The organism is Buttiauxella noackiae ATCC 51607, assembly GCF_001654865.1.
In the GTDB taxonomy this organism is placed as follows: Bacteria; Pseudomonadota; Gammaproteobacteria; order Enterobacterales; family Enterobacteriaceae; genus Buttiauxella; species Buttiauxella noackiae.
The window spans coordinates 1-24,355 of the sequence record NZ_LXEO01000005.1; the positions used below are offsets into that span (position 1 = coordinate 1).

Sequence of the window (24,355 nt, forward strand, 5' to 3'; positions counted from 1 at the left end):
ACGGAAAACCTCTGCACCTTACAGATCTCGCCCTGAAAAAATAACCAGATTGAGATCTCGATAAGAGACAGCACTTGCCAGGGGAGGCAGGGTGGGGTCCGTGAGGGCGCACACCTAATCCCCCAACGGCTGCCGATCCACGCCGCCGCGGTGGCTGTCCAGCGCCAGCTTAATGCGGCGCAGGCGGTCTTTGGCCTGGTTTTTATTCGCCATTGCAAGCTCGGTTGCTAACACATCCACCATCGCTAACATCGCGTAGCGGGAAGTGCTCGGCTTAAAGATGTAGTCATTTTCACGCACGATCAGCGGCAGCACGATATCCGCATTTTCTGCCAGCGGCGAATCTTGCGGCGTGATGGCGATAACTTTTGCGCCGTACTGCCGGGCAATAGCTGCGCTTTCAATGATTTCCGGCGTGTAGCCGCCCAGCGAAAGCGCAAGCACCACATCGTTGGGCGCAACAGAAGAACACATCATTCTTACCAGCAGACCATCGCTCTGGCTGACCACCGGAAGGCCAAGCCGGAACAGACGGAACTGTACTTCCTGCGCACAAATCGTCGAGCCGCCACCCATTCCGATTGCCAGAATCTGGCGTGTGCCGCTCAATAATTCCACCGCTTTTTTCAGCGATTCTGGGTTCAGCGCCCGGCGGTTAATATCCAGCACATTAATGATAGTTTCGTAGATACCCTGCACACCTTCGAGGTCAGGCACATCCAGAATAAAGCGTTGCCCGACCGCCAGCGACTGGGCAAGTTTCACTTTTAGCTCGCGGACATCTTTGCAGCCAATTGCACGTGCAAAACGGGTGATCGACGCCTGGCTGGTATCGGTAAGCCGCGCCATTTCTGAAATCGACAAGGTAGTCGCTGATTGCACATCATCAAGAATAAATTGTGCAATACGCTTTTCTGTCGTGGTCAGCTCCACAAAACGATCGGTGATACAGGAAATAATATCGATGGAAACAGACATGGCGCATCCGAAGGAAATGGTTAAAAATTGTTGGTACTTTGTACCACAAAAATCATTTGTTGTGGGATTAGCCTGAGTTCAACTGAGGTTTAAGGGGATGGTATTTATCCTCACCCGAGGCAAGGTTATTATTTTGCCGTTGTTAGATTAATGCTGCCTGGCTACTGTTTCTGTGAAAATAGTTTGCAGGATAATAGTGGCATTTTTTTAGATATGAACTCGTATTATTAATGGCTTGCAATTAATTATTAGCGGTTCGCTATCTTGATATCGCAATTATTCACATTAAGTTAAATAGTCTTTGTTAAAAATAAACAAAAAACCATTTTGTTGTGTGCTAATAAGACTGGTTTAATACTTAGGTATCCCCCGAAGTAATTACTCTGTAGAAGAAATATCACCCGCAATGATGTTGGGGGGTAATGTCTTTTCGTTCGTTTCTGGTGATGCTTTCATCGGTGAGTGAGGTGTCGCAATCGCTATTGTGACATTTTCAATTGCACATATGGTTTTTAGCAGTGCTAAGTTCTGATTTTTTATTTGTATTTTTATGGAAAATGCTATCGAAAATAGAATGTCGCTATATAGATTATTTTTTTATGTTTGTTTTTAGATGGTAAGCCTGGCTGCTGCCCCTTTTGTGCCATTTTTGCAGTAATGTCTGTTTGTTCTATTATCAAAATAGTTAATAAAAACCAACGGGTTTATATTACTGGGCGCAATCTATTTTTTTAAATGCAATGCCAGCGATCTGCTGTCCCGGCCATTAATACTCAAGGCCTGGATAGTCACGTAGTCTCTATCACCTGGAATAACTGCATCATGGAAATTAATGATACCCCCTTAGCTGAGAAAAGATTGGTTGCCAGATTTCTGGATATGTTCATCAAATTTGGTCTCATCCTCGCACTAGCCTCCTTCTGTTTTACTGTTATTTCACCTTTTATGAATATGCTGCTGTGGGCACTTATTCTGGCGGTGACTCTCTATCCGCTTCATCAACGTTTTGCGGCGCGTATGGGGAATAAACAGGGATGGGCTGCGACCTTACTGGTGTTGCTGGGTGTGTTACTCATCGTTGTACCTACCATCGCGATGATTAGCTCCCTGGGTGATAGCGTCAGTGCTCTTATTACGAAAGTCACCAGCGATAGCCTGGTCATCCCGCAGCCTTCAAATCGCCTGGCGGCAATACCCATTGTGGGCGAAAAAATCTATGTAGTGTGGATGAAGGCCGCGACAGATTTACCGGCCTTAGTTAAAAGCTATGGCCCGCAGCTTGGGGATATTACCCGCCAGGTTATCACCATTCTGGCAAGCATGAGTGGTGGTTTGATTGGCTTTGTATTCTCCTTTATCGTCGCCGGTATCATGATGGCCTGGGGCGCTTCGGGCGCAGCAAGTGCCACAAATATCGCCACACGTATCACCGATGAGAGAAAAGGCCCAGCCCTGACAAAACTCTGCACCAATACTATTCGTGCAGTTGCTATGGGGGTCATTGGTGTTGCCTTCATTCAGGCGTTGCTGGCCGGTATCGTGATGGCGTTCGCTGGTATTCCTGCCGTAGGGATCTTCTTCGTTCTGGCTCTGATTCTGGGTATTGCCCAGGTTCCGGTGATACTGGTTACTGCCCCGGCCATCGCGATTATGTGGATGACGGGCGACAACGGAACGGTGCTGAATATCATTTTCACTGTTCTGCTGATTATTGCCGGTATGGCGGACAACGTACTCAAACCTTTGTTGTTGGGGCGCGGTGTAGATGTGCCAATGCCTGTCGTGCTGTTGGGGGCGTTGGGAGGTATGGCGACCAATGGTATTCTCGGCATGTTTATTGGCGCGACCTTGCTTTCTATTGGCTATCGAATCTTCATGGCCTGGGTTAAAGAAGGTCCGTCTGGTCCGACGTTGAGCGGGCAAGATGCTCTGTGAAGACAGATTCAGGCGTCTGCTGGTAACAGGGGGCGCAAGCCTGGTCTTGAGCGCGTGTACCACTCTGGGACCCGACTATCAAACCCCGCAAGTTCCGGAGCTGACGCAATGGCAGCCGGTGGCGAAGAGTATGGTATCTGGTACATCCCAGAGCAGTTATGACCAGTGGTGGATACAGCTTAATGACCCGACGCTTACCATGCTCGTCAACGAGGCCTTGCGGAAAAACCCTGACGTTAAAATTGCCGGTCTACGCCTGCTGGAGTCACGTGCACAGTTGGGGATTGCAGAAAGCTTACTCTCACCTCAGGCAACTATTGGCGATGGGCAAGTCGTTACTGGCGGTCAACTACATGATGACCGTTACATTACCAGCACCAACTACGGCGCAGGATTTAACCTGGGATGGGAAATTGATTTCTGGGGCAAGTTCAAACGTGGTGTCGAATCTGCCGATGCGAGTTACTTCGCAACTCTTGCGCAATATGACGATATTCAGGTGCTGATGGCGGCACAAGTCGCACAGCTGTATGTGAATATCCGTACGCTTGAAGCGCGCCTGCAAATTACTCGTAGTAACGCCAAGATTCAGCAGCGCAGCCTGCAAATCACAGAACGTTTATTCCTCAGCGGCAACAGTGCTGAGCTGGATGTACAGCAGGCGAGAACTCAATATCTATCAACACTTTCAAGTATTCCTCAATTGGAAACCAGCCTGCGTCAGAGCCAGAACGCATTGAGCGTGCTGCTGGCGCGAAAACCAGGCCCGTTACCCGAAATGGTCGATAACACAGGAGTTCTTCCGAAGGGCAATCTCGCGCTGGTGTCGGAATTGCCTGCAGATTTGCTGCGCCGTCGACCTGATGTACGCGTGGCTGAAAGGCAATTAGCTGCACAGTCAGCCTTAATAGGCGTGGCAGAAACTGAACTCTATCCGTCTATTTCTCTTATCGGCAGCGTGGGAATTAGCGCCCGAAATGGCGGTAGCAGCACGCTGTCCTGGGCGGCGGGGCCGACATTCAGCTGGAACTTGCTTGATCAAGGGCGGTTGGGTAACCAGGTGCTGGTACAAGATGCGCGGTTCCTGCAACTGCATGAACGCTACCGGGATACGGTATTTCAGGCCGCACGTGAAGTGGATGATGCAGCAGTGGCTTACGCCAATGACAAACAAGAGATCGATCTGCTGATCCAAACTGGGCAAGCGGCAAACCGTTCTTTGGAAATCGCCAACACCCAATATCGTGAGGGCATGGCTGACTTCCAGCGTGTACTGGATTCACAAAGAGCCTTGTTCAATCAACAGGAGCGGCTAGTGAATAGCCGTGGTGCGCTGATGCGCGATCTGATTACGCTCTATAAGGCTCTGGGCGGTGGTTGGGAGAAAGGGCGTGAGCGCCCGCTGGTTGATAAGCAAACCGATGCTCATTTACGCCAGCGTGATAACTGGGTGCCTTTATTGGATGCCCCTTTGCCATCAGCAACGTCACCCAAAGAAGGTAAACAGCAATGACAGAATCCTCATCTCCGGCGGGACAAGCCAGTCGACGTGGAGTGATAGGTCTCCTCGTGGTCATTATTTTGTTGCTTTGCTGGTATTTGGCGGCGGACCGCCTCACGCCTTATACCTCTCAGGCAAGGATTCAGGCATTTGTTATCCCTATTGCTGCGGAAGTGGGAGGGCAAATCCAAAAGGTCTATGTCCGCGATAATCAGGAAGTCTCGCCGGGGGATAAGCTGTTTGAGCTTGATCCCGAACCTTATGACATCGCGCTGGCTAAGGCTCGCTCAGACTATGAAACGGTGCTCAGTTCGGTCAAAGCCAATAATGAAACCATTGCCGCGGCCAAAGCAGGTTTACAGGCGGCGATAGCCGCTTATCAAAATGCGGCTAAAGACGCCGAACGCCAGGAGCGTTTGTATCGTGAAGATCCTGGCACCATCTCAGTTCGTCGCCTTGAAGTGGCACAAGCCACGCGGGAAACAGCGCGTAGCCAGATGGCCGCAGCCGCCGCTGATGTGCGCCGAGCGACGGAAGCGGCGGGCATTTCCGGGGAAAATAACTCACAGCTGCTGAGCGCTCGCTCTGCGGTGCAAAAAGCCGAACTGGACCGGAAAAATACCGTAGTCGTTGCGACTAACCGCGGGCTGGTGACGGATCTGCGAACTGACATCGGCCAGTTTCTTGGTGCGGGAGCTCCCGTTATGACGCTGGTGGCGATAAACGATGTCTGGATTAGCGCGGATATGACTGAAAATAACATCGGCAATGTGAATATCGGTGATGAAGTTGCCATATTGCTCGACAGCATGCCGGGGCATATTTTCAAAGGTCAGGTGCGCAGTATTAGTTATGGCGTAAGTGCAACACAGAGCCAGCCTGCGGGTGTTCTGCCTACGGTCGATAATAGCCGTGACTGGTTACGTCAGGCTCAGCGGTTCCCGGTAAAAATTGCCTTTGTTAAAGACGATTTCCCTCCGGTTAAAAACTTACGGGTCGGTGGGCAGGCGGATGTATTGGTCTATGCCAATGGTGCAGGCGTAATGAGCTTCTTCGGAAGCATCTACATACGACTGATGAGCTGGTTCTCGTATATCTACTGAGGTAGGCCATGCATAACGGGGATCGTGCGGTACTGAGAATGGGAGTGGGATCGGCCATTGCGGCTCTGGTCTGCTACGGCCTTGCTCTACCGATGCCGCATTTGGGCTGCATTATGGCCTGGATTGTGTTGTGTCAGGGGAAACCTTTGCCTATCAAAAAGGGGATGATTGTTGGCTTAGTGCTGACGATGACCATGATTGGTGGCGTGCTGATGGTGCCTTTACTGACGCACTACCCGTTTCCTGCATTGCTGTTTACGGCGCTACTGCTTTACCTGCTGATGTTGATGGGGCTTAGAGGGAAGGGGACTCAGGCCATGCTACTGACGACGGCCATTACCATCATTCCGATTGCCGGACTTATTGAGCAGTCACTTGCTATCGGTATTGCCCAAATGATGGGGCTTGGCATCATCATTGGTACGGTGGTTAACCGGTTTGCGTTAGTGCTGTTCCCGCCGCAGGCAACCCCTGCTTCAGCAGTTAAGGTGCTGCTGCCTCCCCAATCTCCACACCAGCTGGCGTTACGTGCGGTGCTTATTGTATTACCGGTGTGGTTGTTAGCGTTAAGCAACCCTGCGTTTTATATCCCGGCGGTGATGAAAACGGTGATGCTGGCACAGCAAACCAACACGCTTGCGGCAAAACAGGTCGGGAAAGAGTTGGTGCTATCGACGCTGATGGGAGCGCTGTTGGCGGTGGTGCTGTGGTTTGGGCTTAGCATCTGGCCTTCATTCCTGATGCTGGTGCTCTGGATGGCTCTCGTTAGTCTTTGGGTTGCGCGACGTTTGGTTCGATTAGCGGTTAGCCGATTTACCCCCTCTTTCTGGAGTAATGCCTGGGTCACCTGCCTGATTCTGTTTGGCCCAGCAATTCAGGACAGTGCTTCTGGCAAAGATGTCTGGCTGGCATCGCTGATGCGCTGTTCTCTATATGTTGCTGTTGCCCTGTATGGCTGGGCATGTGTGGTGCTGTTTGAACGCTGGCAGTTGGCTGGTCGTCCAACTGCCGAAACCGATTAAGGGGGTTAAAATGTTGTTGGTCTTGATTACTGGGATGCCTGTCATTCTGTGCAATATGTTGCTGCAATCACTTATGTCTATTTGGTGCATTCGCTTTTACATCAAGCGTTTTCACCAGAGGGAAGGGATGTTGTATGGCGTACTGGCGTTGTTCGGCATCATCATCATTGTATTGCTGGGTAATCTGCTGCAAATCATGCTGTGGGGAATTTTGTTTCTGTGGCTGGGAGAGTTTTCTTCGTTGCAAGAGGCTGTTTATCACTCTGGCGTTAATTTTGCCACGTTAGGTTATGGCGATATCGTGATGAGTACGAAATGGAAGCTGCTTGGCCCACTCGAAGCGGTGAATGGTGCGCTGATGATTGGGTTGTCTGGTGCCAGCATGCTGGCAGTGCTACAGCACCATATCCGCAAGCAGTTGGGGAGTTTTAAGTAATCTATTTTTATCTGGCACCAGGTTTTTTGGTATTGCGGCAATACTGGGTTCGATGGCAGTAGAATTGACGCATTTAAAACAGTTGAGCTTGTTGAAATGTGGTGAGTTTAAAAAAGGATATTATATATACCTGGAAAGGATAATATTATACAAAAAAAAGAGGTTGATATAATATTCAGAACACTTGGGAATTCCTTAATAGAATTAATATCTCGCGAAGAATAAATGTTACACTTATGAAAAACATCCAACCTCTTAATTACGATATTATTAAAAATGAGTGGCAGTTGTTAATTAATAATACAAATACTGCAACTCATCAGATCCTTATGAACCTTAGTGATCAGGAGGTCTGGCAACTGGTTGATGCGTATTATCAATATATGTTGCAGGATGAGAAGGCAAAGTTATTTCTTAGCACCGCTCAAGTAGAGGAGAGACTTAGCGCCAGTATGAACAACTGGTTGCGAAAAGTGCTGGGTAGTTCGTGTGAAGATTTATCTGAGTTAATTACTCATCAGCGAAATGTTGGTGAGGTTCACGCTCGTATTGGTCTGCCTATCGATCTTGTCGCCCGTGGCGCCAGAAAGCTCAAGTATGAGCTGTTTCAATTGCTACTAAATAAACCGCTACTCTCAGAAAAAGAAATCAGCGATGCTATATTTTTCAGTGGCATGGCAATTGATTCGGCAATTGAAGTCATGACTGTTGCTTTTACGCCATCACATCAGAAAATGATGCACGATCAAGAGCATTTTCGCCTGCTGACGGTTTATGATGATATGAGCGTTGAACGTGAACGTCAGTTAGGTGCTTTGAAAGATTGGGAAAATCAGTTTATTTATAACATTGCGACCGAATTGCCTTTTGAAGAGCGTGTGCTACTCAGTGATTCTGAATTTGGGCTATGGTTTTCTCATAAAGGCCAGCATATTTTCAGGCAACCTGATTTAATTAAAAAAATCGACTCTCTGATCCAAAAAATAGACAGGCTTATTACCACTGAGTTTGCAAATGAATCATCAAATACTTTTAGTCGTATTCATCTGTTACGCCTGTTAAGGCAAGATATTGAACAGGTTAATATGATTCTTAGCTCTATATTTGAAGAGATAGTGAAAAGTGAGAATGGTAAAGATCCAATGACCAAACTACTCACTCGTCGCTTTATCCCGACGATTATGAGACGTGAGATCGCATTATCCATTAGTTCCGGTAAGCCTTTTACAATCGCTTTATTGGACATAGATTACTTCAAAAAAATCAATGATAACTATGGTCACGCCGTTGGTGATAGCACTCTCAAAAGTATTGCGGTGTGGTTACATGAGTATGCACGCAGTAGTGATTATGTCTTCCGCTACGGTGGTGAAGAATTTATGTTATTGCTGGTGGAGACGACACTGTCTCAGGCTCAACTCTTGACGGAGCGCCTGCGCAATTATATTGCCAGCCAGAAGATTGAAGTCGATGTGGACACTTCATTTAATGTCACCATCAGTGCAGGTTTGGTCGAGTTTGATAACCATCCTGACTACCAGCGACTTATTAATAAAGCAGATAAAATGTTATATCAGGCAAAAAATAATGGTCGCAATTGTATTGAGAGTTACCCATTCGGTATGGATAACTCACTTTAATTGCCAGGTGAAATAGATAAACCCTGACTGATGAGGTCAGGGTTTATTGCTCTGGCGGAGTTACTGTCCAATATGACGCAGCTTTTCACCTGCCATCAGTTTCTTCTCAATGTGTTCGAGCGTGACATTTTTTGTTTCTGGAATTAGCCAGAACGTAACGCCAATAAATGCAATATTAAGTGCGGTATACAACCAGAATGTGGCCGCCGGGCCTACTGCATCTAACAGGCTCAGGAACGTTGCACCAATTATCATGTTCGACACCCAGTTAGTGGTGGTTGAACAGGTAATCCCAAAATCACGGCTTTTCAGCGGCTGAATTTCGGAGCACAGAATCCAAACTACAGGTGCGGCACTCATCGCATAACCTGCGATACACATCATAGTCATACCTACCGACAGGTAAGACAAACCTTCTGAAGCATTGCCATTATCAAACTGCATCAGGCAGTAACCTAACACCAGCGTACCAACAGCCATAACGCTAAAACCAATTTTCAGTGCTGGTTTACGTCCTGCTTTATCGACCATGAAAATAGCAATGAAGGTGGCGAGCATAAACGTCAGGCCGACAACAATGGTTGCCATCATCTGTTCATGCGTGGTTGTGAAACCCGCCATTTCAAAGATTTTTGGTGCGTAATACATAATGATATTCATGCCGGTGAACTGCTGCATCGCTTGCAACAACATGCCCAGGAATACGGCGCGGCGCACATTGCTGTTCATTTTGAACAGTTCCCAACCGTGCTGTTTTAACTTGAGGCTTTCACGGATATCCTGCAATTCCTGGCGCGCCTTCTCGGAAGTGTCTCGCAATTTGCTTAATACTTCTTCGGCTTCAATATGGCGCCCTTTAGCTGCCAGCCAACGTGGGCTATTAGGCAAAAAGACGACCAGAATCAGCAGCAGGGATGCCGGAATTGCCAGTATGCCAAGCATCATTCGCCAGTCGCCGCTGTAGCTCAGGGCCGTATCTGATAAGAACGCCAGCAAAATACCCAGAGTCACCATCAGCTGATACATGCTGATCATTTTCCCACGAATATCTTCCGTTGCCATTTCGGAGAGATATAGAGGAGCGGTGTATGAAGCAATCCCCACAGCCATTCCAAGGACGACGCGTGAGATCATCAATATTTCAACCGTTGGCGCCAGGGCTGAGCCGAGTGAGCCGATAATAAATAATATCGCTCCTGCCATAAGACTATATTTGCGACCCAACGCAGATGATAGCCAGCCGTTTGCGAGTGCACCTATTGCCGCGCCTAGCATCATGGTACTCACAACCCACTCTTGCTGTTGGCTATTTAAAGTAAAGTGCTGAGTAATAAAGGGTAAAGCACCAGAAATCACTCCGATATCAAGTCCAAATAACAGGCCCGCCACCGCCGCAGAAACGGAAACAAACAGTGTCATTCGGCGCGAGTCGCGCGCTCTGGTATTGAGGTGACTGGGGTAACCAGGCAGTACTTCATTAGACATAATAAATCTCCAAAATCCCGCAAGCTCAATGTAGTTTCCGAAAACGAATGACTGCACTGTATAAGATCTTTTCAGAAAGCGTCTGACTCCGGGCAGGCAGATATATGGATTATTTTGCTGTGGTGATCATTTGTGTGATGAGTGCGACATAATTGATAAATTCAGTGAATAGCAAGGTAAGTATATAAATAACAATAAGATGTTTTGGTTTTTTAGATGTTTTTATCAGGTGGGACCATAGCGATACAAAAAAACAGTATGGATAAATTTTGTTCTGCTTTTCGGTGTTGTAAGAACCAACTGAATATATTGACGTTTATGCTGACTATGTAGTTTGCGGAAGGTCGTTATTTATCAGCGCTAAAAAGTATGATTTAACAATATCAACAGCCTGTGAGGAGTTGAGAATGCGTGAATTTAGCAAAATGGTGAGTGGTGAAAATTATAATATTAACGACCCAGAGTTACGTGAAATTCGTTACCGGGTACGCGATATCGTTGATGAGTTTAATGCGTTGAACGCCCGTGCAGTTACTGAGAAAGAGAGGCTAATCCGCACAATATTTGGCAGTGTTGGCGAGAATGTTCATTTCGAAAAAGGGATGCGGATTGATTACGGCTGTAATACCCATATTGGTAATAATGTATTTATTAATTTCAATTTTGTGCTCCTGGATTGTGCGCCAGTGACGATTGGTAATAACGTATTTATTGCTCCTGATGTACAAATTTATACCGCTCAGCACCCACTGGATCCTGAGATGCGAAACCAACATATTGGCAGCGCACGTCCGGTCATAATTGGTGATGATGTATGGATCGGTGGGGGATCTATTATTTTGCCGGGTGTCACTATTGGTAAAGGCAGCACTATAGGTGCTGGAAGCGTAGTGAAACATGATATTCCTGCCGGAGTCATTGCTGCAGGTAACCCATGCCAGGTAAAACGAATTTGTTTGGCCGATAAATTGCCAGAATCCGTTGAATGAGCCTAATCTCAACAGAGAGATGGAAGACTTTATAACAACGGTGGGTGCAGATTGATGAAAAGAATCGCTATTGTCGGCGCGGGCCCTACGGGCATTTACACTCTTTTCTCCCTTCTTAAGAAGCAAGTGCCCCTCTCCATTTTTGTCTATGAGCAGGGGAGTGAGGCAGGGGTTGGTATGCCTTACAGTGATGAAGAAAACTCCCGAATGATGCTGGCCAATATTGCCAGCATCGAAATCCCGCCTATTTTTTCGACCTACATCGGCTGGTTGCGCAGCCAAAGTGAAGATCATCTGGCGCGTTATGGTGTTCGCCATGACTCACTTCATATCAGACAGTTTTTACCGCGTATTCTTCTTGGCGAGTACTTCCGCGATCAGTTTCTGGAGCTGGTTGTTCAGGCAAAAGAGCAAGGGTTCGATGTGGAGGTCCATGAATCTTGCCAGGTCACCGATCTGGAAGCGACTAACGAGGGTGTAAAACTGTGGGCGGAAGGCGAACCTTCGCCTGCGTTGTTTGATCTCGCCGTGATTGCCACCGGGCACGTCTGGCCTGATGAGGAGAAGTCGACTCGCACCTTTTTCCCAAGCCCATGGTCAGGGCTGATGGAGGCCAAAATAGGCGCGTGTAAGGTTGGAATTATGGGGACATCGCTGAGTGCTCTGGATGCCGCAATGGCAGTGGTCATCCAGCATGGCGAGTTTGTTGAATCAGAGCGAGAGCAAATCCATTTCGATCTCGATGAGGGGAGCGAAAAGCTTCGCATTGTGCTTATGTCCCGAACGGGTATTTTGCCGGAAGCTGATTTTTACTGTCCAATTCCTTACGAGCCATTAACTATCGTGACGCAAGAGGCGATTGATCACGAAATTTCAGCAGGAGCCGATGGTCTTCTCAATCGGGTTTTCGGCCTGATGGTTGAGGAAATTGAATGTGCTGACCCGGCCTGGAGCAAACATCTGGCGCTTAATACTCTGGATGCCGATAGTTTTGCTAGGGCCTGGTTTGCTGACAGGAAAATGAACGACCCGTTTCACTGGGCTGAAGCCAATCTTTATGAAGTTGAACGCAATAAGCGCGACAAGCGAACGGTTCCCTGGCGTTACGTGATTCTTCGCTTACATGAAGCCGTCCAGCCGATTGTGCCTTATCTGGACGAGCAGGATCGGGAACGTTTTAACGTGGGACTTGCACGAGTGTTCATCGATAATTACGCTGCAATACCATCGCAATCAATTCGACGTTTACTGGCGTTACGTGAGGCCGGGATAATCAGCGTCCTTACGCTCGGGCCGGATTATAAGATGGATGTAAAAGAGCAACAGACGGAGATTTCCGTCGGGCAAAATGTTTATAAGTTTGACGTTTTTATTGATGCCCGAGGGCAAAAGCCGCTTAAGACCAAAGATCTACCGTTTCCTGCTTTACGAAAACAGCTCGAGTCTGGCGGCGATGATATTCCCGATGTCGGTGAGGACTACACATTACTACAACCGGAATCTGTACGTGGGCGCATTGCTTTTGGGGCGATACCTTATCTGATGCACGATCAACCCTTTGTTCAGGGGCTGACTGTCTGTGCGGAAATAGGAGAAGCTATGGCTAAGGGGATATTTGAGTCAGCGCCTAATACGCGCAGGCGATTACCGTTTTCGGATGGGTAATTTTAAAGTAAGGGCTGCTATGTCGGCAGCCCCTGAATATCATCTATACGCATCTCAAACATTGGCTGAAATGGGCCATAGCGACGAAACCATTTTTTAATGATGCGTATTTTCCTGCCCATAGACCCTTCTGTGGAAAATACCTGGTACCACCACGAGCTGGTAAGCCAATTAAACAGATAACGGTAATCACACAACTTTCGTGATCGCCAGGTCAGGGGTTATAAACTAATTCATTGTTACAATAAATTGATGCTAACCATCAAGGCTTTCTGGTTAGACGCTATATTCATTCCAAATAAACAATAGTAACAAACACTTACATTGTTGTTTGTTTATTATTCGCCTGTTCGTTATATCGCATGTTTTCACTCTTAAATTATGCAAAAAAATATTCTATTTTAATTTTCTGTAATTAAAAAAACATCGTAAGGCAAATTAACATTTCATTAAAACTTAATCATATAACTAAACAATCTGATAGGTTTTATCGATCTATTGTTGGTGAATGATCTATGTGACCTATTGATTAAATCTATCGAAATTAATTTATTGATCGTTTATATCGATCTGTGTTTATATATTAAGCATGCTAATGGCTTTCACGCTAACTCCCTCATGGTATGTGAGGTTGGTTGCATCATAAGCAGTAAAATATATGCATCTTTCCAGTAACACGAATTAATAAGAAACTCTGATGAATTAAAGTTAGTAAATTAATTTCCGTGGTTGGAAATATTCATAATATTTATAAATATAGTTGCCAGCCAGGCAATAAATGTCCAAAAAAGAGTATTTTTGAGATGAGTACATGGTTTCAGAACACTTTTATTTATCAGCTCAATAACAGTAGGATTTTGTTATTTAATAACCGAATTATAAAATCTATTGTTGCAAGCTCATTAGCTATTGTTCCCTTTGCCATCATCCGTGCGCTACTTCTCGTGAGCTCAATTGTCTGTAACCAGTTGGGATGGGGGAGTTTTTCTGTACAGCTGTTCCAGCTACAAGAAACGCTTACAGACTTTATGCCGATCGCAATAAATGCCTTTATGGCCTTGCATTGGGCAATTCGTAATCGCTATTCAGTTATCCACTTTCTGACCATTAATTTATGTAGCTTGCTATTTATTAGCAGGGTTATCAGTAATGACAAGCTTTTCTTCTTTGATATAACTGTTCCCTTGGCATTACTTTCCGGCATCACAGTCAATTTTTTGCTGGAAAAGGCCATAGCATTAGTCGATTCAATTCATTTCCTGAAAAGTAAAAGCCGAAAAACATCGGCTCTTTTCTTCGGTTCTGTACTCATCATCACCTTTGTGACACTGATTATTGGCGTGCTGGCTCATTCCATATATCTTTCAGTCTTCCCCGTAATATCTCAAACGCTACTGCACTCTTACCCTGATAACTTTGTAGATGGACTCATATATATTGTTCTGCGCTGCATACCGTGGTTCTTTGGAATTCATGGATATTTTATCTGTGCGGATATTGATGCCGGATTTATTGCCGATATGAATAGCAATATTGCAGCCTGGCATGCGGGACAAGCACAGCTAAATGTCATTAGCCCCGTTTTTTATAATATCTGGTGCACGATGGGTGGCACAGGGAACACCCTGGGAATGCTGTTGTGCATACTGTTGAATAAAAAATCACCGCATCGGCATATGCTTGGTTTGTCGCTTCCATTGTCACTATTTAATGTGAATGAACCACTGATCTTTGGCTTGCCGATAGTCATGAATCCCTTGCTGATTATCCCATTTGTTCTGGTGCCGGCTGTTTCCTATACGATAGCCTACACAGCAACGGTCTGGCATCTGGTGCCACCTGTTTCTGAAGCGGTGAACTGGAGTGTGCCACCTATTTTGAGCACCTGGCTTGCTACCGGGGGATCGGTCTCAGCTATTGTATTGAATATCGTTATTATTGGGATAAGCGCGCTTATCTACACACCCTTTGTTAGAAAATGGTCTATTAGCAAAACAAAAACGCCTGAGTTTAATTTGTTTTTACCCCCGACAAATTTGGACCTGGTTCCAGGGCATACGCTTCAGTCAGAAGAAAAATCTTATCTGGAGGCACTAAACAATGTGCAACAATTACAATCTAGTGGTCATTTCATTCTCTATTTTCAGCCTCAGGTACGGATTTCCGACCGTCGGATTATTGGTGTTGAGGCATTAATCCGCCATCAGGGTGAAGATGGGAAAATTACACCACCCATTTTCCTGCAATACTATGATCGCCTCAACGCGATGGCTGATATAGATTTCTGGGTTATTGAGCAGTCTGTTAACTATCTACATCATCATCTTCAAGAATTTAATGAAATGACACTGTCGGTCAATGTCTCGGCACAAACACTATTAGACAAGAGACTATTTAAAGTCATATCCCAAGTGCTGGATAAACCTTTACCTCCAGGTTGGACTCTTGAGATGGAAATCACCGAGTCGCAAGCTGTTATCGACCCGGTTAATGTAACCTCGGTGCTGACAAAATTAAAATCAATGGGGATTCGTATTGCTCTTGATGACTTTGGGGCAGGGTACTCAACATTAAATTATCTGACACGTTATCCACTCGACAAGATAAAGCTTGATCGTTCACTTGTGCAGGGGCTTTCTGAAAATGGCGGGCTTCAATTTTTAAAACAAGTCACCAGGCTGTGCCGACTCACGCACTGCAATCTTGTTATTGAAGGTGTTGAAACTGAAGATGAGCTGCGGCAGGTTCTTATTGAAGGGATTGAAACCGACCAGGAACTTGCCCAGGTTTGCTCTGTTGGAATCGAACTTGCACAAGGATTCCTTTTCTGGCGTCCGTTGCCGGTAGAGAAATTATGTCAGGTGCTGAAAGAAAACCATCATTGCTCTAATAAGATTTCAACCTATGAAAAGGAACTTCAATTAACATCATCATGTTAATTAGAGCCTTAATCTCACACGGATGTTTTTTATATATTGAAAGATGGAAGTTTTTTAATGCAAATAAGTGCAGAGACCAGAAATACGACTAAACGCATGATTGAAGCGACTGTCTTGTTGTTTCTGTTTTATCATGTCTTTAGTTTACTGACGAGTAGTGCTGAAGTAGATGGGTTTGCTCTGACATTCTATGATCTTCGACTACCCTTGTTTACAGCACTGCTGGTTTTATATGGCGTCAGAGCTATACCTGCGCTCGGGTTGCTTTTTATCTATACTTTAAACACTCAATCAGTGTTGCAAAATCTCACTGTTTATTCACAGTTATTGTCTGCCACAATCAGTTGTCTGATATATTTTATTTCTGTTGGCAGCAAAGGTGCAGTCAGCTTTGGGCGCTACAAATTAAGATTTCAGCGGATCGGCTGGTTAGTTGTTTTTAATTCTGTAATGTTTGAGTGTATTCATCAGTTAATATTGTTTTTATTTCATTTTGATGAAGTTCTTTATGGCGACTTCTTTACCACCAAAAACTTGATTAACACTCAATGGGTGCTGACATCATGTCTTACTGGGGTGCCGTTCTGTTATCTGATTCTCAGATGTATAAGTAATACTGCATGGTGTTTACGATATGTTAATGAACAAAGTAAAATAATACTCTCAGGCTCACCTATAATCTATCGGATTTTATGGCTATGCTCTCTCATAGGCATCATGTATTGCTTACTATCAACTAAGCATATATTTCTATTATTTACAGGGTATGGTTTGATATTGTTACTTCCGATAATGGTTTGGGGAACAGTAACTATTGGTCATTCTTTTATTGTTCCGATCTGGAGTGCTATTTTAATTCTGCTAGGATTCCACAGTGTAGGTTATTTAAATTATAATTACTCCGGTAGTGAACTGGAAAAACTTGAACCTTTGACTACGGCCTCTGCCACAATATTAGTTGTGTCATTTTCGTTGGTTTTATCCGGGGTACTGGTTTCAAGTAATCGCTCATATATCAAAAAGATCACCAGGCTCATGCAGACGGAGTATTATACTGGCCTGCCTAATGTTTATGCACTCAAGAAATCTCTTATTGATTATCCAGGATCAGGGCTTGCTTTAATCCATTGCCCTGAGCTTTGGTCTTTGACGCAAACGCATGGTCTTAGTATTAGATTTATGTTCGTTAAATCATTGGCTGCTTATCTTCTTCCTCATCTTCAGGATAATGAAGATATATATTATCAACCCGGTTACGGCCTCTATATTCGACTTGGCACACCTGACAAAAAACATATTCAGGATATCTATTCATTAGTTAAGGTGTACCGTTTTTCGTATGGGAAAAACATATTTGGTATTAATTCTGGGCTGACTTATATGCAGAGTTTGCCAGAAAAATATAATTTATTAATGATTGTCGGTAAATTGTCTGCTGTCGCCGCGGAATCTCTAAATAGTGAAGTTCCGGTGATGGTGACCTGGGATGATAAAGAGTGTTTGAGTGTGGGAAGTAACATAACGAGTAATGACAATATACGGAGTGAGCTCCAAAGTGCTGTAGATAACCAGTCGTTTATACTTATGGCTCAGCCAATAATCTCATCACGCACAGATTCATATTATCATGAAGTTCTGATCCGTATCAGAAACAAAAATGGAAAGCTGTTATTCCCTGACGCATTTCTACCAATTGCAGCGCAGGCAGGCATCCTTGCCCAACTAGATATGACCGTTATTGAACAAACATTTAGATTTATACAGTCACTTGATGAATCTAAATCTGAGAGCAAGTTTAGTATTAATTTAGCACCGCGCACACTGCATCACATTCATTTTATTGACCAACTGACTATGTTATTTAAGAAGTATCAAATATCGCCGCACAGAATTATTTTTGAAATTGTCGAAACGGACATCATTGATACTCAGGTAGCTGCTTTAAAGCTTGAGAAGATGCGCAGTCTTGGTTGCAAGATAGCCATTGATGACTTTGGCACAGGCTGTTCCAGCTATTCTCGCCTTGAAGAAATAGATGCTGATATCCTTAAGATAGATGGTTCATTTATCCGCAAGATCCTTCATGACGACTTAAATCACTTTTTGGTGAGATCATTCTGCACCGTCGCAAAAATTAAAAAAATGCAGGTTGTTGCCGAATTTGTGGAAAATGAAGAGATCAAGCAAGAACTCATAAGAATGGGTGTGGATTGGCTACAGGGATACCATACAGGTAAGCCTGTACCAATTGAACAAGTAATAAATTAATCAAAAATATATTAATAGGGCGGTTATAATATGAACTATCGATCGGATGTCGGACGCTCAGTTAAAGTAGTCGGCGAAGAGATAGAAAAATGTAAACATGCATTTTTTGCGGTTAGAAAAAAGGGGCAGCATATAGAGCTCATTCAGGATAATCAGGTCGCATTCCTTAAGTCGGGCGTTGTTACTATTCACCGTATTGAAGATGGGCTATTGACTAACTCTATTAAAGCCCCCGCAGTTATTGGACTGGGGCATATACATGATATTGGGTTGACACATTTCATTCAGTGTAAAAGTGAATGTTCTATGTGGATCCTTGATTCGAATATTGCGTTTGATTTATTTACAGAAAAAAACTTATGGCAAGATGCTTTTTTTATAATCAGAAATTATCTATATATTTGCATGCCTAAAGGAAAACTGATTCATAAATCATCGGCCAGGGAGATCGTTGTTGAACATTTAAAGGAAATTTGGGCTTTAGATGAATCTGAACGATACACAACGTCTGTATACAATTTCATATTATCCAGAAATAATATATCGAGGAGTGCCATTCAAAAAGTAGTCAGAGAGTTAGAAGATTCAGGTGATATAAAGTTTTATCGCGGGAAATTGATTGAGTTAAATGAAATGGCTTGATTTTTATCACTAGCCATCGTAAAGAGGGTATCAGGCGGTAATAATTTCTACTACGGAAAAATAATACTTAATTTGGCTTACAGCATATAGTCGCATGATCCCACCAAGGGTTATGATTCAGATGGGTATAAATAATTGAAAACCCCTGAACGCTGATCTCTTCTTCCAGCAGCGTAATAGGTTTTAATGTTCGCCATGGTTGACCATTTCTCATTAAATGATAGTTATCGCTATCAAAATCTTTTAAGTTTTCAGGATCTTTCGGTTTTCCTGTCATTGTACTAATTACAGCGATACCTTCTGGTTTTACCAGGCGCCTTATTTCTGCAAGGCATAACTCACGCTGTTTACCAATAAGGCAATGAAAGCAACTGCCATCAAAAATGACATCATATGAATCTGCTTTGAACTGCTGAAGATTACAGACATCGCCCTGGATAAAAATTCCTTTAAGTCCCAGAGTTAAAAATCGCTCTTTAGCCCACTCAATTGCAGTTTGTGAAATATCAACACCAGATACTTCATAGCCTCTCTCTGCCATATATTGAGAAGACATAGCACCATTTCCACAACCTAACTCCAGAAATGAAGCTCCGGGGGAGGGGAGGATATTACGTTGTTCTAATTCTTGCAGAATGACACCTAATTGTTGATGAGCTCTCTTATAACCTTCACCAGCCCATGCCTGCGCGCCATTTTGCTTTAATAGTTGATATTGCTCTTCATAGATATTCATCATAACCACCGTTTTTCCAATTAATTACAGGATACGTTGATGGTACTATCTCTAAATTGGCACTCTGTGTACAACGGTGATCTCTTGAAATTTGATCTGGATTGCTTTGGTTGTGAATAGTCTAATAAAGGAGATTTTTAGAAGGTGGAAAAGCTAATCAAAACAAATGCGTTTGATAGAAGGCCCGGCTGACAGCTTACTTAGAATGGGGTGGCATCATGCGTTTGCACCTGGCTAAATTTTGCCCTTCCAGGATTCGAAGCGAGGTACTTTTACTTGATGAAGGTCATTAAAAATAGCAGTATTTTGCTGAAAAATTTGCGGAGAGTGTTGGGAACAGAATAAAAGTTTTATATTGCTGCCTCTTATTATGTTACTCACCTTCTGAGTTCAGAGGCGAAAAAATGTCCTGGCAACAATTCAAACTAAATTATCTGGTTAAATTCTGGGCTCCTATGCCCGCAGTTATCGCGGCTGGTATTCTTTCAACTTATTATTTCGGCCTGACAGGAACATTCTGGGCAGTTACGGGGGAATTTACCCGCTGGGGTGGGCAACTCCTTCAATTAGCTGGGGTTCATACCGAAGAATGGGGATATTTCAAACTTATTCATCTTGATGGCAACCCCCTTACCCGAATTGACGGCATGATGATTATCGGTATGTTTGGCGGTTGTTTTGCTGCTGCGCTGTGGGCAAATAACGTGAAATTACGCCTACCACAACATCGTATTCGCATTATCCAGGCCGTTCTGGGTGGCATTATTGCAGGATTTGGCGCACGTCTGGCTATGGGCTGTAATCTGGCTGCATTCTTTACGGGTATCCCTCAGTTTTCTTTGCATGCCTGGTTCTTTGCCTTAGCGACCGCGATAGGATCATGGTTCGGTGCGAAATTCACTCTTCTGCCCATGTTCCGCATCCCTGTCAAACTGCAAAAAGTTTCAGCCGCTTCACCACTCACTCAGAATCCAGGGCAAGCACAACGCCGTTTCCGCATTGGCATGATGGTGTTCGTAGGAATGGTGGGCTGGGGTGTGCTTACCGCAATGAATCAACCAAAACTCGGTATTGCTATGCTGTTTGGTGTCGCTTTTGGCTTGCTCATCGAGCGTGCGCAAATCTGCTTTACCTCGGCATTCCGGGATATGTGGATAACCGGGCGTACTCATATGGCAAAAGCGATTATTCTGGGTATGGCGGTCAGCGCAGTGGGAATTTTCAGCTATGTTCAGCTTGGCGTTGCCCCAAAAATTATGTGGGCTGGCCCCAATGCTGTCATAGGTGGGTTACTGTTTGGTTTTGGGATTGTGCTGGCTGGCGGTTGCGAAACGGGCTGGATGTATCGCGCCGTGGAAGGACAAGTTCATTATTGGTGGGTTGGGCTGGGGAATGTGATTGGTTCCACCATTCTGGCGTACTACTGGGACGCTCTTTCCCCCGCGCTCGCTACTGGCTGGGACAAAGTCAATCTGTTGAACACCTTTGGCCCACTCGGTGGATTACTGGTTACCTATCTACTCTTGCTGGCAGCATTTTTACTGGTTATCGGCTGGGAAAAACATTTCTTCCGTCGTAAAAATCTGCTTAACCAGCCGCTTAAGGAGAATGTATGAGCCACAATTATATACCTGATTTCCGCCTGGATATGGTGGGCGAACCCTGTCCTTACCCCGCAGTGGCTACGCTGGAAGCCATGCCGCAATTAGCAAAGGGCCAAATTCTTGAAGTGGTTAGCGACTGCCCGCAGTCCATCAACAATATCCCATTAGATGCACAAAACCACGGCTACATCGTGTTGGATATACAGCAAGATGGCCCAACAATCCGTTATTTAATTCAGCGCTGAATGCTGAATAACTAAAGCAAGGGGTAACCCTTGCTTTATTAGTATCCCGCAGCAACCTGCCCATTCTTTTTTAGAGCACTTCCGACATATCTAAAGCTCAATTCACCGAACAACATATCATCGATGTTCTGAAGTCCCTCGAAGATGTCTGCCACGAGGCGGGAACATCTGAGGCCGCTTACAACAACTTGAAAGCAGGTGATTAGCTCTTTAGAACACTATTTATTTTGTAATGACAAAAGCAGATTCACTGCAAAAAATTATAAAAAATAAGTCAGTTTTTGAGTCGCCTATAGCATTTTTACAATGAGATATTAGCTTTATTTGATAAATATTAAATATATGATAATCATGATTACTATATATTTAATTCGTCAATTATAGTAATCAAGGAAACAATTGGACTCTATTTATTTATTTAAATGATTTCTTGTTATATGGTTGTTGCGCTAATGCTATTTTATTTAAATTAAAGATTATAAATGGTTTTCTTATTGCTTTATTGTGTTTTCTTGGTTGTGATAATTACCCTCGCAAATTAACATTGGTTTTCTTAATTACATTAGCGATAGAATGGTTTTCTAGATAAATTATTTGATACCGGATAATCAGGTTTAACAATTAGTGTTACCTCGGAAAAACCTACACATTAAAAAAAGTAGATTTTTATATTCCTTAAATGCAATTAATATGCGCCTCGCTTTACTGGATGTTTTAAACAATGGATTGTGAAGATAATAATGAGTGGGGAAATAAAATTTCTCTTGGGTGTTCAATTAATTGCTTTAGTGCAGGTTTGACGCCAAATATTAATTTGCAAGGAAATTGTATGAAGCTTAATAAATTCGCAATGGCTGCAGTTATCGCTGCTGGTATTACATCTGCATCTGCATTCGCAGTTGTTGCTCCTACTAATGGTGTAATCCAGTTAAAGGGTGAGTTAGTTGAATCTGCATGTGGTTTAGCAGCGTCATCAAGCCCAGTCACTGTTGATTTTGGTCAGATTCCAACATCTGCATTGGCTAAAAATAAGCAAGCTGGCAATGTTCATAAAGAAATTGAGCTGCAGGATTGTGATACTACGACAGCTAAAACTGCAAAAGTAACATATACGCCTAACACGGTTGACGTAGATAACTCAGCATTAGCTGCATTTACTTCTGGTACTGCCAAAGGTGCTGGTATCGGTTTGATTGATAATGGTAACCAGCCAGTTGTATGGGGACATGCTTCTTCTCCGGTAACATTGGTTAATGGCACCAACCACATTCCATTCGTTGCATATGTAAAAGCTGATACAGCTTCTACTACTGTAACTCCTGGTACTTTCCAGTCTGAAATTAATTTCCAGATCGACTATCAGTAATCTCTGTGCTGGCATAAACGCAGGGATCTCCTGCGTTTTTTCTGCAATGAAAATGAGCGGAGGGAACTATGAATAGATGGGTTTGGTTTTGTCTACTGACCGGATTATTTCTGGCCGATTTTGCACAAGCTGACACTATTCAAATTAGTACTCCAGGGAGGATGAAAGTATCTGGTGAAATAATTGAATCTACTTGTGCAATAGATAATGAAAAAAATTATCAACCCGCAGATTCTGTGTTAGATAAGAAAGAGCTCATAACGAATAATAAAAATATTTTATCAGCCCAGGCTCTGCATATTCACTTGATTGATTGCTCACTCAGAAGCGAGGTTTCGCCTGCGATCTATTACCATAACGCCGAGATTACATTTGTCAGTGAAGGTGTCAGTAACCATAGTAAGGTTGGTAATACTGATAATAAAGCACTAGGGATTAGTCTTGAACCCAAATATGGCACTTTGGTTGAATTTGGTAAGTCCTCACCCGATTATCAATTTATTGATGAAGATAATAATATAAATTTACAGCTGTTATTGGTTTCAAAGGAAAATCGGTCACAAGAAAGCTTGTTCCATGCGACGTTGCGAATATATATGGCATACATCTAAGGATTGACCATAAGCAATGGTATCTGATGGCCTGAAAATTCAGGAAACGATAAATACGCAGAGTAATAATATGATCTTCTCATGTAAGGTGAAAATGAAAGCGCTGGCAATACAAATTGCCTTGCTTTGCTATTCTCAATGTGTCATCGCAGGTAAGTCCGTTGAATTCAACTACGCGGTGTTAGATGCAGAAGACCGAGATAACGTTGATCTCAATCGTTTTTCTGAGGCTAACTACATCTTACCAGGTTCTTATTTACTTGATGTTAAGGTGAATAATCAACCATTACCGCAGCAGACGATAACGTATATTATTTCGCCGGAAGATAGTAAAAGCTCTGTAGCTTGTTTATCTGAAGATTTAGTTAAGTCGTTGGCGTTAAAAGAAGATGCTCTCAAAAAAATTAAAACAATAAATGCATCCTGTTTTGATATATCAACTATTCCCGGTACAGAAATCAATAATCACGAAGGTATTCTGGATATAACGATGCCTCAAGCGTGGATGAAATATTCAGATCCTGACTGGGTACCGCCTGAACGCTGGGATGATGGCGTGAATGGGTTGATTTTTGATTACAGTGTCAGTGGGCAACAATCCAAACAACTGGATTACAATGAGAGCCGCGGGAGTGCCTCAGCGTATGGGCAAGCCGGTGTTAACCTTGGCGCGTGGCGTTTTCGTAGTGAATATCAGTCAAATTTCTCTGAAGGCAATTTTGACTGGACCCGTATTTATGCTTTTCGCCCGTTACCTACCATGGCTGCCAAATTAACCGTTGGTGAAAATTATTTAAACTCACAAGTATTTGATAGCTTCAGATTTATTGGGGCTAATATGGCCAGTGATGAAAGAATGCTGCCGCCTGATTTACAAGGCTATGCGCCCGAAGTCCGTGGAATAGCAAAAAGTAACGCTAAAGTCACGATTAGCCAGGATGGCCATGTTATTTATGAAACAACAGTGCCTGCTGGCCCATTTAATATCCAGGATTTACGCAGCGCTGTACGTGGTACTTTGGATGTAAGAGTAGAAGAGCAAAATGGGAGCGTATCAACATTCCAGGTAAATACCGCATCCATTCCTTATCTTACACGTCCGGGTTATATTCGCTATAACACGTCAGTCGGTCAAGCTCTGCAATATCAACACCGGGCTGAAGGTAAGATTTTCTATACAGGTGATTTAT

19 protein-coding genes are annotated in these 24,355 nt (G+C 44.0%); 16 read left to right on the forward strand and 3 right to left on the reverse strand.

From position 1 onward, the window contains the following. Positions 1–114: 114 nt before the first annotated feature. On the reverse strand, positions 115–978 hold the full coding sequence (locus M979_RS01450) for a MurR/RpiR family transcriptional regulator (RefSeq protein WP_064553286.1): 864 nt from the start codon (positions 976–978) through the stop codon (positions 115–117). Between the two features lie 822 nt (positions 979–1,800). On the opposite strand from M979_RS01450, the gene M979_RS01455 reads away from it, so the two are divergent. The 6 genes from M979_RS01455 to M979_RS01480 all read left to right on the forward strand — a co-directional run bounded on the left by M979_RS01455 (position 1,801) and on the right by M979_RS01480 (position 8,615). After that, positions 1,801–2,913, forward strand: coding sequence for an AI-2E family transporter (locus tag M979_RS01455; protein ID WP_064553288.1), 1,113 nt, complete (start codon positions 1,801–1,803; stop codon positions 2,911–2,913). Continuing rightward, positions 2,903–4,426, forward strand: coding sequence for an efflux transporter outer membrane subunit (locus M979_RS01460; protein ID WP_064553291.1), 1,524 nt, complete (start codon positions 2,903–2,905; stop codon positions 4,424–4,426). Before M979_RS01455 ends, M979_RS01460 begins: the two co-directional genes overlap by 11 nt. Then, complete coding sequence (locus M979_RS01465) at positions 4,423–5,517, forward strand: HlyD family secretion protein (RefSeq protein WP_064553293.1); 1,095 nt, start codon at positions 4,423–4,425, stop codon at positions 5,515–5,517. The genes M979_RS01460 and M979_RS01465 overlap by 4 nt, the downstream gene beginning before the upstream one ends. An 8-nt stretch (positions 5,518–5,525) precedes the next feature. Continuing rightward, positions 5,526–6,539, forward strand: a complete 1,014-nt coding sequence (locus M979_RS01470) for a DUF2955 domain-containing protein (protein ID WP_064553295.1) — start codon at positions 5,526–5,528, stop codon at positions 6,537–6,539. Positions 6,540–6,549: 10 nt separating this feature from the next. After that, on the forward strand, positions 6,550–6,975 hold the full coding sequence (locus tag M979_RS01475; RefSeq protein ID WP_034456788.1) for an ion channel: 426 nt from the start codon (positions 6,550–6,552) through the stop codon (positions 6,973–6,975). Positions 6,976–7,211: 236 nt separating this feature from the next. Next, positions 7,212–8,615, forward strand: a complete 1,404-nt coding sequence (locus M979_RS01480; RefSeq protein ID WP_064553297.1) for a diguanylate cyclase — start codon at positions 7,212–7,214, stop codon at positions 8,613–8,615. Between the two features lie 60 nt (positions 8,616–8,675). Here M979_RS01480 and M979_RS01485 read toward each other — a convergent pair whose 3' ends face one another. Next, positions 8,676–10,100: a sugar porter family MFS transporter gene (locus M979_RS01485; RefSeq protein WP_064553299.1), complete on the reverse strand. Its 1,425-nt coding sequence runs from the start codon at positions 10,098–10,100 to the stop codon at positions 8,676–8,678. A gap of 407 nt (positions 10,101–10,507) precedes the next feature. Here M979_RS01485 and M979_RS01490 point away from each other — a divergent pair, with 407 nt between their 5' ends. The 5 genes from M979_RS01490 (at position 10,508) to M979_RS01510 (ending at position 18,603) form a co-directional block, all read left to right on the forward strand. Further along, positions 10,508–11,089, forward strand: a complete 582-nt coding sequence (locus M979_RS01490; protein WP_064553301.1) for a sugar O-acetyltransferase — start codon at positions 10,508–10,510, stop codon at positions 11,087–11,089. Between the two features lie 54 nt (positions 11,090–11,143). Continuing rightward, entirely contained in the window at positions 11,144–12,754 is a 1,611-nt protein-coding gene (locus M979_RS01495) for an FAD-NAD(P)-binding protein (RefSeq protein WP_064553303.1), read from the forward strand. Between the two features lie 803 nt (positions 12,755–13,557). After that, the gene (locus M979_RS01500) at positions 13,558–15,693 is read left to right on the forward strand and encodes an EAL domain-containing protein (RefSeq protein WP_034456774.1); all 2,136 of its coding nucleotides are present in this window, start codon (positions 13,558–13,560) and stop codon (positions 15,691–15,693) included. Between the two features lie 57 nt (positions 15,694–15,750). Further along, a complete protein-coding gene (locus M979_RS01505; RefSeq protein ID WP_064553305.1) occupies positions 15,751–17,961 on the forward strand; it encodes a sensor domain-containing phosphodiesterase in 2,211 nt (736 codons plus the stop codon). Between the two features lie 30 nt (positions 17,962–17,991). Continuing rightward, positions 17,992–18,603 carry a helix-turn-helix domain-containing protein gene (locus M979_RS01510; RefSeq protein ID WP_064553307.1) on the forward strand — a complete coding sequence of 204 codons (612 nt, stop codon included), beginning with the start codon at positions 17,992–17,994 and terminating at the stop codon, positions 18,601–18,603. Positions 18,604–18,670: 67 nt separating this feature from the next. Here the strand turns inward: M979_RS01510 and M979_RS01515 are convergent, their stop codons facing one another. Then, positions 18,671–19,339 (reverse strand): class I SAM-dependent methyltransferase, encoded by a 669-nt coding sequence (locus M979_RS01515; RefSeq protein WP_064553309.1) that lies wholly within the window; start codon positions 19,337–19,339, stop codon positions 18,671–18,673. Positions 19,340–19,743: 404 nt separating this feature from the next. Here M979_RS01515 and yedE point away from each other — a divergent pair, with 404 nt between their 5' ends. From yedE to M979_RS01540, 5 genes are all read left to right on the forward strand, one after another. After that, a complete protein-coding gene (yedE, locus tag M979_RS01520) occupies positions 19,744–20,955 on the forward strand; it encodes a selenium metabolism membrane protein YedE/FdhT (protein ID WP_064553311.1) in 1,212 nt (403 codons plus the stop codon). Then, positions 20,952–21,188 (forward strand): sulfurtransferase-like selenium metabolism protein YedF, encoded by a 237-nt coding sequence (gene yedF / locus M979_RS01525; protein WP_064553313.1) that lies wholly within the window; start codon positions 20,952–20,954, stop codon positions 21,186–21,188. Before yedE ends, yedF begins: the two co-directional genes overlap by 4 nt. A gap of 829 nt (positions 21,189–22,017) precedes the next feature. Then, complete coding sequence (locus M979_RS01530) at positions 22,018–22,554, forward strand: fimbrial protein (RefSeq protein WP_034456767.1); 537 nt, start codon at positions 22,018–22,020, stop codon at positions 22,552–22,554. 68 nt (positions 22,555–22,622) lie between these two features. Then, positions 22,623–23,165 (forward strand): fimbrial protein, encoded by a 543-nt coding sequence (locus tag M979_RS01535; RefSeq protein ID WP_064553316.1) that lies wholly within the window; start codon positions 22,623–22,625, stop codon positions 23,163–23,165. Positions 23,166–23,259: 94 nt separating this feature from the next. Next, the coding region (locus M979_RS01540; RefSeq protein WP_245164622.1) for a fimbria/pilus outer membrane usher protein at positions 23,260–24,355 on the forward strand (1,096 nt) is incomplete at its 3' end.

Bases quoted from the DNA above. Each gene is read 5' to 3' on its own strand.
- yedF (WP_064553313.1), top strand. From the start codon at position 20,952: ATGAGCCACAATTATATACCTGATTTCCGCCTGGATATGGTGGGCGAA.
- M979_RS01490 (WP_064553301.1), top strand. From the start codon at position 10,508: ATGCGTGAATTTAGCAAAATGGTGAGTGGTGAAAATTATAATATTAAC.
- M979_RS01500 (WP_034456774.1), top strand. From the start codon at position 13,558: ATGAGTACATGGTTTCAGAACACTTTTATTTATCAGCTCAATAACAGT.
- M979_RS01535 (WP_064553316.1), top strand. From the start codon at position 22,623: ATGAATAGATGGGTTTGGTTTTGTCTACTGACCGGATTATTTCTGGCC.
- M979_RS01475 (WP_034456788.1), top strand. From the start codon at position 6,550: ATGTTGTTGGTCTTGATTACTGGGATGCCTGTCATTCTGTGCAATATG.
- M979_RS01460 (WP_064553291.1), top strand. From the start codon at position 2,903: ATGCTCTGTGAAGACAGATTCAGGCGTCTGCTGGTAACAGGGGGCGCA.
- M979_RS01510 (WP_064553307.1), top strand. From the start codon at position 17,992: ATGAACTATCGATCGGATGTCGGACGCTCAGTTAAAGTAGTCGGCGAA.
- M979_RS01530 (WP_034456767.1), top strand. From the start codon at position 22,018: ATGAAGCTTAATAAATTCGCAATGGCTGCAGTTATCGCTGCTGGTATT.
- M979_RS01480 (WP_064553297.1), top strand. From the start codon at position 7,212: ATGAAAAACATCCAACCTCTTAATTACGATATTATTAAAAATGAGTGG.
- M979_RS01495 (WP_064553303.1), top strand. From the start codon at position 11,144: ATGAAAAGAATCGCTATTGTCGGCGCGGGCCCTACGGGCATTTACACT.
- M979_RS01485 (WP_064553299.1), bottom strand. From the start codon at position 10,100: ATGTCTAATGAAGTACTGCCTGGTTACCCCAGTCACCTCAATACCAGA.
- M979_RS01450 (WP_064553286.1), bottom strand. From the start codon at position 978: ATGTCTGTTTCCATCGATATTATTTCCTGTATCACCGATCGTTTTGTG.
- M979_RS01465 (WP_064553293.1), top strand. From the start codon at position 4,423: ATGACAGAATCCTCATCTCCGGCGGGACAAGCCAGTCGACGTGGAGTG.
- M979_RS01515 (WP_064553309.1), bottom strand. From the start codon at position 19,339: ATGAATATCTATGAAGAGCAATATCAACTATTAAAGCAAAATGGCGCG.
- M979_RS01470 (WP_064553295.1), top strand. From the start codon at position 5,526: ATGCATAACGGGGATCGTGCGGTACTGAGAATGGGAGTGGGATCGGCC.
- M979_RS01505 (WP_064553305.1), top strand. From the start codon at position 15,751: ATGCAAATAAGTGCAGAGACCAGAAATACGACTAAACGCATGATTGAA.
- yedE (WP_064553311.1), top strand. From the start codon at position 19,744: ATGTCCTGGCAACAATTCAAACTAAATTATCTGGTTAAATTCTGGGCT.
- M979_RS01455 (WP_064553288.1), top strand. From the start codon at position 1,801: ATGGAAATTAATGATACCCCCTTAGCTGAGAAAAGATTGGTTGCCAGA.